The organism is Fluviicola sp., from assembly GCF_039596355.1.
Classification (GTDB): domain Bacteria; phylum Bacteroidota; class Bacteroidia; order Flavobacteriales_D; family Crocinitomicaceae; genus Fluviicola.
The window spans coordinates 275,050-290,364 of record NZ_JBCNJW010000003.1; the positions used below are offsets into that span (position 1 = coordinate 275,050).

The following is a 15,315-nucleotide window of genomic DNA, read 5'->3' on the forward strand; positions in this document are numbered from 1 at the left end:
GAATAGTCTATCACTTTTGTAGAATATTAACACTTGTTTTTTCAACATTCGGGAATCATTTTCTTTTTTTTCACTAATTTCGCCCCCATAATTTTTATACTCAAGGACTATGTCATACTTGTTTACCTCAGAATCAGTTTCTGAAGGACACCCGGATAAAGTAGCGGATCAGATTTCAGATGCGCTAATTGATAACTTTATGGCTTTTGACCCGACGTCAAAAGTCGCTTGCGAAACCTTAGTAACAACAGGTCAGGTAGTCTTGGCCGGAGAGGTAAAAACGAATACATATTTGGACGTTCAAACGATTGCCCGTGAGGTAATCCGTAAAATTGGATATACGAAGTCAGAATATATGTTTGAAGCGAATTCTTGTGGAATTCTTTCAGCAATTCATGACCAGTCTTCTGATATCAACCAGGGAGTTGACCGCAAAGTTTCAAACGATGATTTTGAAGCGAAAGCAGAAGCTCAGGGAGCTGGTGACCAGGGAATGATGTTCGGTTATGCAACCAAAGAAACTGAAAACTACATGCCATTGGCATTGGATTTGGCGCATAAAATCCTACAGGAGCTTTCCCATATCCGCAACAATGAAGGACATGTGATCGCTTACCTGCGTCCGGATGCAAAATCTCAGGTAACCATTGAGTACTCTGATGACAATGTGCCACAACGCATCGATACAATCGTAGTTTCTACACAGCATGATGACTTTGGAACAGAAGCAGAAATGTTGAAGAAAATCAACGAAGATATTATCAACATCGTGATTCCACGTGTGAAAGCGAAATTGAAGCCGGAATTGCAGGCGTTGTTCAACGATCAAATCACTTACCACATCAACCCTACAGGGAAATTCGTAATCGGAGGACCTCACGGAGATACCGGTTTGACAGGTCGTAAGATCATCGTAGATACTTACGGAGGAAAAGGTGCTCACGGTGGTGGTGCGTTCTCCGGAAAAGATCCGTCTAAAGTAGACCGTTCTGCAGCTTACGCAACACGCCACATCGCTAAAAACCTGGTTGGTGCTGGTTTGTGTGATGAGGTATTGGTACAGGTTTCTTACGCAATCGGTGTGGCACAACCATGTGGTTTGTTCATCAACACATACGGAACTTCTAAAGTGAATCTGACAGACGGTGAGATCGCGAAGAAATGTGCTGAGATCTTCGATATGCGTCCTTACGCAATCGAACAGCGCTTGAAATTGAGAAACCCGATTTACGCTGAAACTGCAGCTTACGGACACATGGGACGTAAGAACGAAGTAGTGAAGAAAACATTTAATGCTCCGGATGGAACTCAAGTTGTGAAAGAAGTTGAGTTGTTTACATGGGAGAAATTAGATTTTGTAGATAAAGTAAAAGCTGCTTTTGAATTGTAAGAAGCACTTTAAACAGCTTGGAAACCCTGGCCTCCGAAAGGAACGTCAGGGTTTTTTGTTACCTTTTCGGAAGATTGTATTCTATAGGAAAATAAGTTCTGTTGGTTTGAACTTGTTGGAGAGTAAGTTTATGGTAATTTGGTGAAATCACAGGGTATTGGGCTCTGTGATTTTTTTGTTTTTCCGGATGCGAAATTCCCATATCGCCATATTGCGAACCCTCTGATTTTACAGGTGCTGCAGCGCTGATTTTACACCATCTTCGACGCCTGGACCAACTTCAATTCACCATAACTCACTTTATCGCCCAACTCTTCTTTGATCACTCCAAGTGTTTTCCCTTCAGTGCCTTCCAGGTACGTTTCAATCTCACTGATGCGCTTCGGATCCAGGATTTCCGTCACATCGATCTGTTCCTGGCGGATCAGTTTCACAAAATGCCCTTCAATGGTGGAAACTCCCAGCTGGCGTTCGCGCGCAATTTCTTCCATCGATTTTCCTTCGCGGAATAGCTCCAGGGTGTGTTCGTAGGTGTCTTTTTTGACCGGTTTTTCTTCTTTCGCTTTTTGGGGTTTGCTCAGTTTCACTACATCACTGTAGTCCTCGTCGATCATTTCGTCCAGCATGGATCGGTTTGCGCTCAGTTCCTGCTGAATACTTTGTGCTTTCGAAAGAACGTAATTGGTCAGTTCCGGTGCTTTGATCGTGTCTTTCGTAAATGGTTTTTGGTTCACAACCGCTTCCATTAACAAGCGTGCTTTCATCAAACGGTGCACCACCGTCACTACTTCTTGTTCGAGTTCTTCGAGTTCTTCGGCGTATTGCTTCGTTTTTTTGATTTTAGAGAGCTCGTAACGACGTTTCATGATCGAATAGACCTGAGCATCCAACGGCTTGTAAAAGTATTGATATGCGGCCTGAACCCGTTCGTTGATGAACGCCCATTCCGGTTGGTCTTTGGAAAAGAGGTTTGCCAGCTGGTTTTGAAACTTGCGTGCGGCATCAAAAGTACTTTGAACCGTTTGCAATTGGTTGGCAGCCCAGGATTTGTCTTTCCCTTTTTCGGTCTTCGGTCCCTGGAGTTTGAGCCCCAATTCAAACGTGGCCCATTTGGTGGTGTAATCATACCAGTCGAAGGCCTGAACCAGACTTTGGTAAATGAACCGAGCGGTTTCACGATCGAGGTAGAGTTGCATGACGTCTTCCGCCGCTTTGTTGGAAGAATAGGAAACAACCTGCTGATCGTTGACCAGTCCGTTCATGGAAAGCGGTTTGAGCAGGACTAATCCGGACAAACTGCGAAGTCGCGACAATGCAACGTAGGCCTGACCCGGAGCAAAAACCTGAGATACATCCAAAACAGCCTTATCGAATGTGAGACCCTGACTCTTGTGGATCGTGATAGCCCAGGCGAGTTTGATCGGGTAGTGGACGAAGGTTCCGAGCACTTCCTCTTCGATTTCACCGCTTTGCTCGTTGAGCGTGTATTTGATGTTATTCCATTCGTATTTCTCTACAATGATGCTGCGTTTTTCATCTTTGAAGAACACCTGAACTTCATCGGCTGTGAGCGATTGGATCACACCCATCTTCCCGTTGTAGAAGTTCTTTTCGAAGGAAATATCGTTTTTGATGAACATGATTTGTGCTCCGACTTTCAATTCGGTGTCTTTTTCCAGCGGAAATAAATGCGGCGGAAAATCACCTTTGATCTCGGCAGAGTATGTCCGGGATCTTTCCTGGAGTGAATGCAACGCAGTCGCATTGATCTGATCAGCCTTCGAATTGTGTGTCGTGAGGGTAATGTAGCCTTCTTCTTTCGTGGAATCGAAATTCGGGTCGACATATTTTTCGAGCAGTTGCTGATCTTCCAGTGTGATCTGGTTGTTCCGCAAGTGGTTCAACAGATCGATAAACAACTGGTCATCCTGCCGGAAAATCTTATCCAGTTCGATGTAAACCGGAGCCTGTTCCTGCAGTACATGCGCATTGAAAAAGAAAATGCCGCGGTAATATTTTTGGAGTAAACTCCACTCCTCCGGTTTGATAACGGGCGGGAGCTGGAGCAAATCCCCGATGAAAAGCACTTGCACGCCACCAAACGGATCATTGTTTCGGCGCACATTCCGTAACGTCCAGTCGATGGCATCCAGCAGGTCGGCACGCAGCATGGACACCTCGTCGATAATCAGCAGTTCGACACTACGAATGAGGTTCTGACGTGTCTTGTTGAAATGAAAATGGCGTTTCAGCGTTTCTTTCGATTCAAATTTGGTGTTCCCGCTAACCAATCCTTCCGAAACAAAATCCGGGATGAATGAGCTGAACGGAAGCTGGAAGAACGAATGGATGGTTACGCCGCCTGCGTTCAGCGCCGCAATGCCGGTTGGAGCAACAATCACCGTATTTTTATGGGTTGTTTCAACAATTTTCCGGAGCAGGGTTGTTTTTCCCGTTCCGGCTTTCCCGGTCAGGAACACCGGACTGTTTGTCTGATTGATAAATCGTTCTGTAAATTCAGCGGGATTGCTGACGGATTCCGTTTGTTCTTTCATCTCTTACTTGAAGATATGCAAAATTAGCATAGTCTGCAAGTTGGCGTGCAATCTTTAGTGATTCGTTAAGTGCTGTTTGAAAATATAGTGCATACTCAGATCGAGGTAATCCTTGTAGAGGTAGTAGATGAAATCCTTTTGAATCTGGATATGCTCCGGGAAAATATGTTCCTTGATTTTCACTTCTTCCTCCGGTTTTCCGGTCATCAGGTTAATCTTTCTCAAGCTGGTGATACCTCCTTTTTCGAACCGGGCATAGATCGCCGTTTTCTCCATATTGGGAATCAGTTCGCTTTTCCAGTCTTTGAAATACTGGTAGGAAATCGGGAAACTTCTTACGCGGACTCCCGTTTTGGTGAAGACAATAGCAGAATCGTTCGGATGATCGAAAATAATCAGCGAATCATTCAACTCAAATAAAGGGGCGTAAATCGGTTTCAAAAGAATGAGATCATAAAACTGCTGGGTGTTCCAGCGATCTTTTGCTTTTTTTAAATCGTCTTTTCTGTTGGAAAGCCGGTCGCTGTGGTTGGCATCCGATTGTTTGAGAATTTCCTGTACGGTTGGTTTGTTTTCCCGTTCGTAATCCTTCAACTGGCGTTTTTTATGCCGGTCTTCACTCACATAAATTACTTTGCGGACATGTGTTTTTTTGGTTATCAGCATGTATTCGAGGTGCTGCTTCTGGTTCATATAGGTGCGGATAATAATCGAAGTATCATCTGCGTAAGAACAGTTGTCCAGCATTCCGATTGCTCTGCTGTAAGGCACGGGAGAAAAAAATCCGACCGATTCACCGATGATGGACGTTTCGTAGATGCTGTCGTTGTAAACCAAATGGTACTGCCCGTTACAATCCGACCGAATCTGTTTGGGGTGTTTCCGGATGCTTGTTTCGTAGACGTTGTCGCCGGACCCGTTCAAATGACGCAGGAAATAATGATGATTATCGCTGCAGCAAAGCAGGATATTTCCGTTTGGTTCCAGTTTAAAGTCGAGGACATTGGCTTGTTTACGCGGATAAACCCAGAATTTACTGTTGGCATTGATGGTTACCTCTTCCAGTTGGGTGGATTTAGGGGCCATCACCACGAAAACCGTCATCGTGTCTTTCCATTTCTCCGGGAAAAGCAGGATGTCCTGGTATTCGTCATACAAACTGCTTTTCACCGTAAGCTGCGCCGGAAAATTCTGATTCCGGACATAGAAGTAACCTTCCGAATTGGTTCGGGTATTCTGAATGTCGATTTGGACAGACGCGTTTTTGATTGCAGCGCCGGATTCATTCACCACTTTTCCTTTGATGACGATCTCAAGCTGTGCCCAACTGAAATCAGTCACTAAAACACAATTTACAACAAGCAGTAAAAAAAGAGTTCTGAATCGATTTGAACAAGGTGACATAATTGTGAATTTTCCAGGTGAATGGATTGAATGCTTTTAAGGCTTGTTTGTAAATATAATGAATCCTGTTGTCTGAGAAATGTTTATAGATGTAAAAATCGCAATTGTTCCGGATCTGAATGCTCATGGGGTGCAGGTGCTTTTCCGGAAGGTTTGTATTCAGGGTTTTCCCCGTAGGAGAAGTCGGTTTAACGGAGCGTTATCAGGCCGTCAATCTCCTGTTTCGCGTAAATCGGAAAAATCAGCATGCTTTTTAAATTCACCTGATTGGCTGCTTATACAGGTAGTGCATGCTCTGATCCAGGTAATCGTCGTAGATGTAATAAATGAATTCATCGCGAATTTGGAGGTGTTTCGGGTAAATGTGCTTTTCCAATTGAATTTTGCGTTCCACTTTCCCGTTTATAGGGTTGATTTCACGCAATGTGGTCAATCCGTCGATTTCATAACGGGCATACACTTTGGTTTTTTCCAGGTTTGTAACAAGCTCGTTTTTCCAGCCTTTGAAATGATTATAATGAATGGGAAAAGACCTCACGCGGACACCAGCTTTGGTGAAAACAACCGCTGAATCGTTTAAATGATCAAAAATGACAAGAGAATCATTTAATTCAAATAAGGGAACGTAAACCGGTGTTGTTAAAACAAGCTCATAAAACTTTGTATTATTCCATAGTCTGCGCGCTACTCTCAGTTCTTCTACGGTTAAGCTATGGAATAGCTGCTCTCCGGAGATGCTGTTGTTCCGCGCGAATTCGCTGAGTTGCTTGAATCGTTTGCGGTCTTCGCCGACATACATGACCTGTTTCTTTTGCGTTTGAATGTTGTAGGAGACGAATTCAATGCGTTGATCCTGATCATAGTAATTGTATTTTACCAGTGTTTTTTCGTCTTTATAAACGCAGGTTTTCAGGAGATTGTAGGCGAATAACCTGGATGCTGATGTGACTTGGAAAGCACCGATGGAATTGTTGATGATGGAAGTCTCATAAATGCTGTCTGAGTAAACGACGTGAATTCGATCCATGCAATCACGGAATAATTGTCTTGGGTGTCTGCGGATGGGAGTTTCAAACAGTTTTTCTCCCTGGGCATCCAAACCACGCATGAAGTATGTTTTTTCATCACTGCAGCACAGAATGATTCCATCATCGGGCTGTAAAATAAAATCCAGCACATTGGCCTGTTTTCTCGGGTAAACCCAGAATATTGGTTTGTTTGTAACCGTCACTTCATCGAGGGCTGTTTCTTTTCCCTGCATGACAACCAATACCTGAAGCGTATCTCTCCATCTTTCCGGAAAAGCAATCATGTCAACATACTCCGAAAACAAGGGGTGTTTAACGGTTAATTGTGCCGGAAATGTGCTGTTTCTGAGAATGAAAATACCATCTGAGTTGGTATGTCCATCGGTATTTCCTAATTTGATAATCGCATTTTTTACAGGAGTTCCTGTTTCGGTAGTTACTTTTCCTTTCACAAGGACTTCCGCCTGGGACCAGCTGGAATTGTTTTCGGTGATCAACCCGGTGAAGAAGAGCAGAAGGACGATCGAAATGAGGTAGATTTGTTTCATGATGTGTTGAATTCAATGGTAGGAATTAGTGTTTCAGTGCCTGTTTGTACAAGTAGTGAATACTATCATCCAGGTAATGTTTATAGATGTAAAAAGCATTATTGTTCCGGATCTGAATGCTCAGGGGATGAATGTGTTTCTCCAGGAGGGTTGTATTCAGGACTTTTCCGGTAGAAGGGTCGATTTCACGGAGTGTTACCAGACCGTCAGTTTCATATTTGGCGTAGATTTTTGTTTTTTCTTCGTTGACAATCAGTTCGTTTTTCCAGTTTTCAAAATAATGATAACTGATTTGAAAAGACCGGACAAAATCTCCGTTCGGTTTAAAAACCAGGGCGCTATCCGTGAAATGATCAAAAATGACAAGGGAATCATTGATCTCAAAGATCGGAGTGTACAATTCTTTTGAAAGTATTTGTCTGTAAAATTGCTGGTTTTGCCATTTTTGCCTGTCGGTCAGACCACTGGCGATAGGGGGACTGTATTTGTAATTCGGATTGGCAAGTGGAACCGGAATGTCATTGGCTTTGGCATAATCGTCCAGACCGCGCATTTGCTCCCGGTCGCTGGTGATGTAAAGTAATTCCGTTTGTTTTGTATTTCGGTCAATAGTGGTGTATTTCACTAGTTTTTTATGTGGCCCGAGTGCTTTTACAATGAAATTGTTTGCGTTGGAAATAACACAGGGACTTAAAATTTCCATCGCCTGAACGTAAGGATAGCCTGTCGATAGGATGGTAGATTTTCCAAATAATTTTAATTCGAAAAGACTATCGGTATAAACCAGATGAATTTCACCGGTACAATCCTCATACAGATTTTGCGGATTTTTTTTGATTGGAAGGTCGGTCATTTTCTGGCTGAGAGAATCCAGTCTTCTTAAAAAGTATTGGTGATTTTCGCTGCAAAGCAACAGGATTTCGTCATCCATTAACGCAAAATCAATAATATGGGTGTGTGGTTTCTGGTAGGCCCAGATCACGCGGGAGGAGTTCACAGTGACTTCTTCCAGTTCAGTCACGTTGTTTTCAAGGATTACATCCAGAAAAATGGTGTCTTTTTGATTGAGTAGTGGTACACGGACAACGTCGATATATTCTTTGTAAAGAGCATGTTTAATGGTTAGTTGAGCAGGAAACTTAGTGAGTTTGAATGAAAATGCTCCCTTTGAATTTGTTTTGCTGTTTTGCTGTCCGAGTTTGACTTCTGCACCAACTATTTTTTGATTTTGATCGTTTGAAACAGTACCGATAACCACCATGTTCTGGGCGTTTATATTCAGACTAAACAAAAGGATGAAAGCCATTCGTACAATGGGTTTCCAATACCTGTTTGATAGTGATAAGTAGTTCATAGTGGAAGTAAGATAGCAAAAAAAGGAATGGACAACCCCATGTATTGAGTCACGTGTTGATTTTGTTGATTTTGATCAGTTTGTAAATAGTTAGGTGGTTTTGTTTCTGTGCGAGAATAGAGGTGAAGGGTTTAAGACCTTCCGTGTTCTCTGTATTTTGGTGCAAGATGTCTTTTTTTGATGGAGATTGATCGTAATATTGCGATATGGCAATATGGCAATTTTGCGATCAGGATCGGGAATGTTCCATTGATTCCGGATCCATTAACGTTTTTGAACGCTTTTTACGATTCCCCCTTTTTTAACCTTCTACAATGAAATGTTAGAAATAAGCCACATAGCCGAAATGTACTTTCGAATCCCGGAACAGAATCGGGTTGGAGAACTGTTGTCCGAGTGCATAGGTCAATGAGAAAATCCCGATGTTGGTTCCGAAACAAAGTCCCGCACCAAATCCCTTCGGAGCATCGTGCACATAACTCTGCACATTCCGTTCATACCAGCTTTGGTCGTAAAACACAAACAGGTAGGAATTTTGATCCATGATGAAACGCGGTTCAATAGTGAAAGTGGCGCGGTAAGTACTTAGCAATTCGTCTTCCATAAACCCGCGCTGGGTAAGGTTTCCGCCAAAGCGCAGCAACTCATTCTGCTGAATGTTGTTCGTGTAGAACGTTTCACTGATGATTCCGCCTTTGATCACAAAACGCTTCCCGAGGGATTGATAATACTCGATCTGGAGTTTTCCGCCGTAGATCAGGTAATTGTTAGTCGTGGAATCTTTTTTGAGTGAGCGCTTCCCGACATTTCCTTCCAGGTACCAGATAAACCCTTTCCGCGGATTGGGAAGGTAGTCCACCGTTTGATTCTTGAAAGAAAGACCGTAGACATTGCTTTTGGTTGTACCGTACAACGTACTGGAAGTAGTGCTGGCTCCAAGCAGGTTGGATTGCTGGTTTTTATAGAATGCGGTGAGGGTTTTTCCGCCCGATACAAAATAGGTCACGCCCAGGCTTGTCTTTAGTTCCAGGAAAGTTGAATCGCGTTTGAAAAGTGAAAACTGTCCGTCGAGTCCGAAAGGCGTATTGAAGAGAAACGGGTAGGCTGCCTGGATTTTCAGCTGCGGACTTCCCGGTTGAATGGAACGCCAGTTGAGGTCGAACAATTCGCCGTGTTTGAAGGCATTCTGTAATTTCAGACGCAGGTCTCCGGTGAGTTGGTATTTCAGTTTCACAGGATCCTGCTGCAATCCGATGGTCCCGTTAAAGAGGGAGACCGGTTTGGTTTCGATATACAGGTACAAATTTGCTCCTTCCGGGGTAAACAGGATTTCGGCGGGTTTGATTTGCTTGACGAATGTGAGTTGTGCGAGCCGCGTGCCGATGAGTTTCACCTGGCTTTGGTCGTACCAGTCTCCTTTTTCGATGTGCAGGAAGTTTTCGAGGTATCTTTTGGCAAGTTTCACCTTGTTTCCACTTACAATTACTTCGTTCCACTTCACCCTGGAATTGGGTTTGATGATCAGTTCTGCATACAGTGCTTCCTTTTCAGTCCGCAAATCTTCGAATGAAATTTGTGCAAAGGGATAACCCGATGTTTCAAACTGGTTGAGAATATTTTGCAGGTTTTTAGTAATTTCTAACGGAGTAGGAGGAAGGGTCTCGATGGTGCGCGGACTGATCCCGATTTCCCGCAACGCGCTCCGGCTTTTGGCACTCATAGACAGGTTGAGCTTTTTGTAGCGCAGTCCCAGGGTGAAATACCCCTCGCTGTTTAAGCTGTCAATCCGGATGATGGAATCGATATCGAAACTCAGGTAGCCTTTTTTGTATGCTAAAAAGCGGATGTCGTTGAGCTGGTTTTTAAGTGAAATCGTATCGGTGTAAGTGAAGCTGTTCCGCTTGCAGATTTCCTTGAAATCCGGGTCGGAAAAAGTGATTTTTTTTTGCGCATGAAGTACCGGGATTGCAAAGAAAACCAGCATGACCAGCAGACCAGAGGGGATATTTTGCTGTAAAATCCGTTTGAAATACTTCAATATCAATGATTTCCTGTTGAGAATAATTAAAAATCTTAGCTATATAACGATGAAAATAGTAAGTTTGTATAGAAGTCACAATTCATATTCACTGTAAAACAAACAATCATGAAGAAATTACTCGGAATGCTGGCTCTTGCTCTGTTGATTCTTGCCGGAGCATCCTGTAAAACCAAAGCTCATTGCGACGCTTACAGTTCTATGAACGATACACACCAAAATAAAGTGATAAAAAATGTGAATGAGTAACAAGGTTCTTGGACGAGCGGAACGTAGGTAAAACCGTTGGTTTATCTACGTTTTGCATTTTAGATGTTAAAAAAAGAGTTCGGTTTTCAATTAAATCACATTTAATCAACGTTATAAAAATAGAAATGTGAATAATATTTTATGTCTTATTTCGTTAAAAGTGATAGATTTGTACCCAAGACAACAACTTGTAAACTCAAAACAAAGCGGATAACTATGAAGAAATTTTTTGCCTACGCAGCAATGGCTGCAGTTCTAGCGGTGGTTGTGGCATCTTGCGGATCATCAAGAGGACATTGTGATGCTTATGGAAGTGTGAATAACACAGAAAACACTGATTTAGCGTCAAAATAACAAACAAACCAAAAAGTCTCTTCCCACGGAGGCTTTTTTTATGGCTGATTGTTTTTCGTTCGTAGGACAAAATTCTGACCCAGATACACTTTCCGAACCTGCTCATCCGAAGCCAGCTCTTCTGCCGTTCCGGATTTCAAAATACTTCCTTCAAATAACAAATAGGCGCGATCCGTAATAGAGAGCGTTTCCTGCACGTTGTGATCTGTGATCAGGATTCCGATATTCCGTTTTCGTAAATCCGATACGATGCTCTGGATGTCTTCCACTGCAATCGGATCCACCCCGGCAAAAGGTTCATCCAATAAGACGAACTTCGGGTTCGTTGCAAGAGCGCGTGCAATTTCGGTTCGTCTCTTTTCACCTCCGGAAAGGCGGTTTCCTAAGTTTTTGCGCACTTTGGTCAAACTGAACTCTTCCAGCAGCTGCTCCATCTTTTCTTTGCGTTCAGCTTTGTTGAGATCCGAAAGTTCCAGGATAGACAGAATATTGTCTTCCACGCTCAGTTTTCTGAAAACAGAAACCTCCTGCGGCAAATAACCGATTCCGAGCTGAGAACGTTTGTACATCGGGTAGTGTGTGATTTCCAGGTCGTCCAGGAATACGTGGCCTTCATCCGGCTTCACCAAACCTACCATCATGTAGAATGAGGTCGTTTTACCGGCTCCGTTTGGCCCGAGCAGCCCGACGATTTCCCCCTGGTTTACCTCAATGGTAACACCTTTTACAACATGGCGACCTTTATAGGTCTTTTTGATATCGTGTGTATGTAACTTCACTTTGCGAAAATAAGAAAAAGCTTCGCTTTTGAAGACTAAATTACAACAAACGTTAGTGCGGCAGTAATTTAGGATAATCAATAGCGATTTGTCTTTCAGCGAAAACCTTTGTTGAACTTAACCTTTTTTCGAATTTGATAAACGAATGTTCAAATGTTCAGAATTGAGTTTAACTACCTTGAACTCGTTGAATCTTTAAATTGGTCTGATCAAACATTCGTAATTTAGAATATAAACGACCACCTTGCACGGATTCCCAGTGGAAGAATTCCCTGTTCGAGGTGTGTGATGCGCCACACGAGGTCTACACGGCCCAGTTTGAAAATGTTTTCGATACCCACGGAAGCTTCGGCATAGGGAATACTTCCGAACTGCTTCGTGAAGGAAGGAATAATCATTGCAGCAGTGTGTCTCGTACTGATTGCCCCGTAGGTAATACGCCCTCCCGTAACCAAACGCCATTTCAGTTTTTTGATCAAAGGAATCCGGTCGAAAAGCAAGCCCTGCCAGTGGTGCTCCAGGAAGCCACCCACATAGCGATCCGAAATGAATTCAAAATACGACATGCGGTTAAACGAGTTGGTATACAACCAGTATGACTGACTCCCCTCGTGCACCTTCAGGAATGGATAAGCCACCGTTCCTAAAACAATTCCGGAGTTGACGCCATAGCGGATTCGTCCCAACACTCCGATGTTCCGGTTGTGTTCCATCGCAAACTCAATCTTCTGGTAATTATAATCACTTCCGAATACGCCTTTGATTCCAAAAATTCCCTGGATAGAGAAGATCGGGTATTTGGAAGGAAGTGTGGTGCGGTCGAAATTCCCGGAAATAAACTCTTCGTCCTTACACCATCTGAAACGCAGTGTCACCTCAGCACTTTGAATGTGTCTCAATGTATCCAGTGTACCGTATTCGTTCTTGCGTTCGTAAGTTGCCAATCCCAAAGGAGTATACTCTTTCCATTCGAATCCGCCGAAAAGAACGAAATCTTTCCCGAGGTCTTTTTCCAGGTTGATCCCGGCTTTGTCTACGAAGGTGAGCTTATCGAGCGGACCGGTACGAAGCAGGGAACTGAATGTAGATCCGACGGCAGCAGCAGTGGGCGAAATTCCAATCTGTTCAATGTCGCGATTCCCGTAAATGATCAACATTCCACGCTTTTTCGGAGTGATGTTGATCCGGGTTGTTAATCCGTATTTGAAGCGCTGATCCCCGAAACCGTAATAAAGTCTTCCGCCGAATTCAATGCGCTTCGAAAAGGCATTGGACGTGCGAATTGCCAATCCGGTACGGAATTTCTCTACCGGATTCACCGAAATGAGCGAGTAGATGGAGCCAATTTCAATTTTCCCGATCGGGTAATAACCCGATGCCAGCATATAGGTGGAATTCTTCAGGAATTTGAAGAACGGATCCTGGTTCAGGGAATCGACCATCTGATCAATCCCGTTTTCCTGGTCATTGAGCGGAATGTGCCGGTGGGCGGCCCAGTAGTTTTTATCGCGAACCTTGGCGCTATCGGCAAATTCAACGGTGAAATCGCTTTTGTAATAATCGTCCGGGCGTTCTTTGTTGATCACAAAATTCTTGCGGGAAGAATATTTGCGGCCATAAAAACCATAGAGTTTGGTTCCCTTCGTCACTTTCAGATCGAGGATCATCTTTTCTTCGGTGAGCATCCACACTTCCGGAATTACCTGGTCGAAATGATGTTCCATGTACAGATCCTGCACGTAGTTGATGTTGGCCCAGGGCGACAACTTCGCCTTGAAGCTTTTGACGGCGTAGGTCGTATCGTTGATCCACATTTCTCCTTCAAAAGTCATGTCGCCGGTTCTTTTCGGCGCGAAACGCAGTTTGTAACACCAGTTGTTATCGATGAACATACTGTCTTCGAGATAGAACTTGTAGTAATTCCGCGCAAAATTCGCCACCGGACTGATGAAGGCTTTCTGGAAGATATTCAGGTAGTTGTCGTAGATGTTGAAATCGAGGTACATTTCACCCAAAAACTGATTCAACTGCAGGTTTTCTATCCCTGAAATCCGGGTTGCGGTAACCAGCTCGCGCTTTTTCTTGGGGTTGTTTTTAAAGCTGAATTCCGAGATGTTTTCCGACAGGATGACGGGAAGGTAGGTCTTTCCCCCGTCGATTGAATCCAGGTAGTTCATGACCACATCGAGACGCTTGACAATGTCCCGGTCCTTGAATTTGTCGCCGATGTTGTTCAGATCGATCTGGATCTTGTTGTACAATTCGTAATCGTATGACTTGAGCTTCTCCTTGTTATTGATGTCTTTGTGGGCAATAACCTTCTTGTGCAGCGTAGTCGACGGGAATTCATCCGGAGGTTTCACCGTTACCTCAATGATGTCCGTGATGAGTTCTTTCAACGCCACATCGATCGTTTGCTCAGTGTCTTTTTTAACGGCTTTGGTCACCAGGACAAACTCCGGCATGAAGTACGTGATGCTGTCCGTTGCGTAGTACGATTGCAGGGTGTAAAATCCAAGGCTATCAGTCAGTGTTCCGATTTTCGAAAACTGAAACTGTACCCGGACATCCGGCATACCTTCACCGGTTGCGGCATCTACTACACGACCTGAAACTTTCGTCTGCTGGGAGTAGACCAAAAGCTGAGTCAGGCAGAGTAGAAACAGAATCCTTAGTTTGAGCATAGATATCGTAAATCTAATTAAAACTAGGATAATAACAACGCCGAAAGGGTCAGATTATTCGTTTAACAGGCGCGACTTCTCTACACGTTTAACGACAAAAATCCCGATTTCATAGAGCAGTAAAATAGGAATACTGACGATAATCTGGGAGATCATATCGGGAGGAGTGATAATTGCTGCCAGGATTAATACCACTACGATGGAGTGTTTCCGGTACTTGATGAGGAAACCGGATGAAACAACACCCAGTTTTCCGAGCAGGTAAGCCACAATCGGAAGCAGGAAGAATAAGCCGGAATAGAAAACAGTTGATAAAACCGTACTCATATACGAATTGATCGTGAAATCGTTCTTAATCTCACGTGAAATCTGGTACGTTCCGAAGAATTGTACACTCATCGGTGCTACGATGAAATATCCGAAGAGAATTCCGAGGAAGAACAGAACACTCACGTAGAATACGATTCCTTTCACCATTTTCTTTTCATTCTGTTTCAGACCTGGTTTTACAAAAGACCAGAGCTGGTAGAAAATGTATGGAAACCCAACTACCACACCGCCCAGGAAACTCATCCACAAAGCGTAAGAGAACTGTCCGCCCATGGTGGTGGACTGGAAGTTGATTGGAATCTCGTCCACACACATGAAGTTCATGGTTCTGCAGAAGAAGTCGAATGTGAAGAAATCGGCCTTGCTCATGGATAGAAAAATGTGGTTCATGATCCAGTCCTGGTACCACCAGATAACAACCGCAAGCACAAGGATTACGATTGCGCAACGAACCAGCCTCCATCTCAATTCCTCGAGATGTTGTAGAAATGACATGTTTTTTTCTTCCTCCATACGTGGGCGCAAAGTTAATAATTCATCAAAAAATAGGCGTAACGAAATGTTAATAGTTGTTTTTTATTCATTTATCTTGTATTTTAGTG

The 15,315-nt window shown here is 43.5% G+C and carries 10 protein-coding genes; 2 read left to right on the plus strand and 8 right to left on the minus strand.

The window, feature by feature from the left end; all coding sequences use genetic code 11:
- Positions 1 to 109: 109 nt before the first annotated feature.
- Entirely contained in the window at positions 110 to 1,390 is a 1,281-nt protein-coding gene (gene metK, locus ABDV94_RS09205) for a methionine adenosyltransferase (protein ID WP_343606731.1), read from the plus strand.
- Between the two features lie 251 nt (positions 1,391 to 1,641).
- Here the strand turns inward: metK and ABDV94_RS09210 are convergent, their stop codons facing one another.
- The 5 genes from ABDV94_RS09210 to ABDV94_RS09230 form a co-directional block, all read right to left on the minus strand.
- Positions 1,642 to 3,945 carry a helix-turn-helix domain-containing protein gene (locus ABDV94_RS09210; protein WP_343606733.1) on the minus strand — a complete coding sequence of 768 codons (2,304 nt, stop codon included), beginning with the start codon at positions 3,943 to 3,945 and terminating at the stop codon, positions 1,642 to 1,644.
- 54 nt (positions 3,946 to 3,999) lie between these two features.
- Complete coding sequence (locus ABDV94_RS09215) at positions 4,000 to 5,286, minus strand: carboxypeptidase-like regulatory domain-containing protein (RefSeq protein WP_343606735.1); 1,287 nt, start codon at positions 5,284 to 5,286, stop codon at positions 4,000 to 4,002.
- Positions 5,287 to 5,608: 322 nt separating this feature from the next.
- Complete coding sequence (locus tag ABDV94_RS09220) at positions 5,609 to 6,925, minus strand: carboxypeptidase-like regulatory domain-containing protein (RefSeq protein ID WP_343606737.1); 1,317 nt, start codon at positions 6,923 to 6,925, stop codon at positions 5,609 to 5,611.
- 25 nt (positions 6,926 to 6,950) lie between these two features.
- Positions 6,951 to 8,231 (minus strand): hypothetical protein, encoded by a 1,281-nt coding sequence (locus ABDV94_RS09225; protein WP_343606739.1) that lies wholly within the window; start codon positions 8,229 to 8,231, stop codon positions 6,951 to 6,953.
- A 370-nt stretch (positions 8,232 to 8,601) separates the two neighbouring features.
- Positions 8,602 to 10,317, minus strand: coding sequence for a hypothetical protein (locus ABDV94_RS09230; protein ID WP_343606740.1), 1,716 nt, complete (start codon positions 10,315 to 10,317; stop codon positions 8,602 to 8,604).
- 108 nt (positions 10,318 to 10,425) lie between these two features.
- Here ABDV94_RS09230 and ABDV94_RS09235 point away from each other — a divergent pair, with 108 nt between their 5' ends.
- The gene (locus tag ABDV94_RS09235; RefSeq protein WP_343606742.1) at positions 10,426 to 10,566 is read left to right on the plus strand and encodes a hypothetical protein; all 141 of its coding nucleotides are present in this window, start codon (positions 10,426 to 10,428) and stop codon (positions 10,564 to 10,566) included.
- 392 nt (positions 10,567 to 10,958) lie between these two features.
- Here the strand turns inward: ABDV94_RS09235 and lptB are convergent, their stop codons facing one another.
- The 3 genes from lptB to tatC form a co-directional block, all read right to left on the minus strand.
- Positions 10,959 to 11,699 (minus strand): LPS export ABC transporter ATP-binding protein, encoded by a 741-nt coding sequence (lptB, locus tag ABDV94_RS09240; RefSeq protein WP_343606744.1) that lies wholly within the window; start codon positions 11,697 to 11,699, stop codon positions 10,959 to 10,961.
- A 224-nt stretch (positions 11,700 to 11,923) separates the two neighbouring features.
- Positions 11,924 to 14,383, minus strand: a complete 2,460-nt coding sequence (locus ABDV94_RS09245) for a DUF5686 family protein (RefSeq protein WP_343606746.1) — start codon at positions 14,381 to 14,383, stop codon at positions 11,924 to 11,926.
- A 54-nt stretch (positions 14,384 to 14,437) separates the two neighbouring features.
- Positions 14,438 to 15,208 (minus strand): twin-arginine translocase subunit TatC, encoded by a 771-nt coding sequence (tatC, locus tag ABDV94_RS09250; protein WP_343606748.1) that lies wholly within the window; start codon positions 15,206 to 15,208, stop codon positions 14,438 to 14,440.
- Positions 15,209 to 15,315 lie beyond the last annotated feature (107 nt).

Coding starts and splice junctions, on each gene's coding strand:
- ABDV94_RS09235 (WP_343606742.1), top strand. CDS start 10,426: ATGAAGAAATTACTCGGAATGCTGGCTCTTGCTCTGTTGATTCTTGCC.
- ABDV94_RS09210 (WP_343606733.1), bottom strand. CDS start 3,945: ATGAAAGAACAAACGGAATCCGTCAGCAATCCCGCTGAATTTACAGAA.
- ABDV94_RS09220 (WP_343606737.1), bottom strand. CDS start 6,925: ATGAAACAAATCTACCTCATTTCGATCGTCCTTCTGCTCTTCTTCACC.
- metK (WP_343606731.1), top strand. CDS start 110: ATGTCATACTTGTTTACCTCAGAATCAGTTTCTGAAGGACACCCGGAT.
- tatC (WP_343606748.1), bottom strand. CDS start 15,208: ATGTCATTTCTACAACATCTCGAGGAATTGAGATGGAGGCTGGTTCGT.
- ABDV94_RS09245 (WP_343606746.1), bottom strand. CDS start 14,383: ATGCTCAAACTAAGGATTCTGTTTCTACTCTGCCTGACTCAGCTTTTG.
- ABDV94_RS09225 (WP_343606739.1), bottom strand. CDS start 8,231: ATGGCTTTCATCCTTTTGTTTAGTCTGAATATAAACGCCCAGAACATG.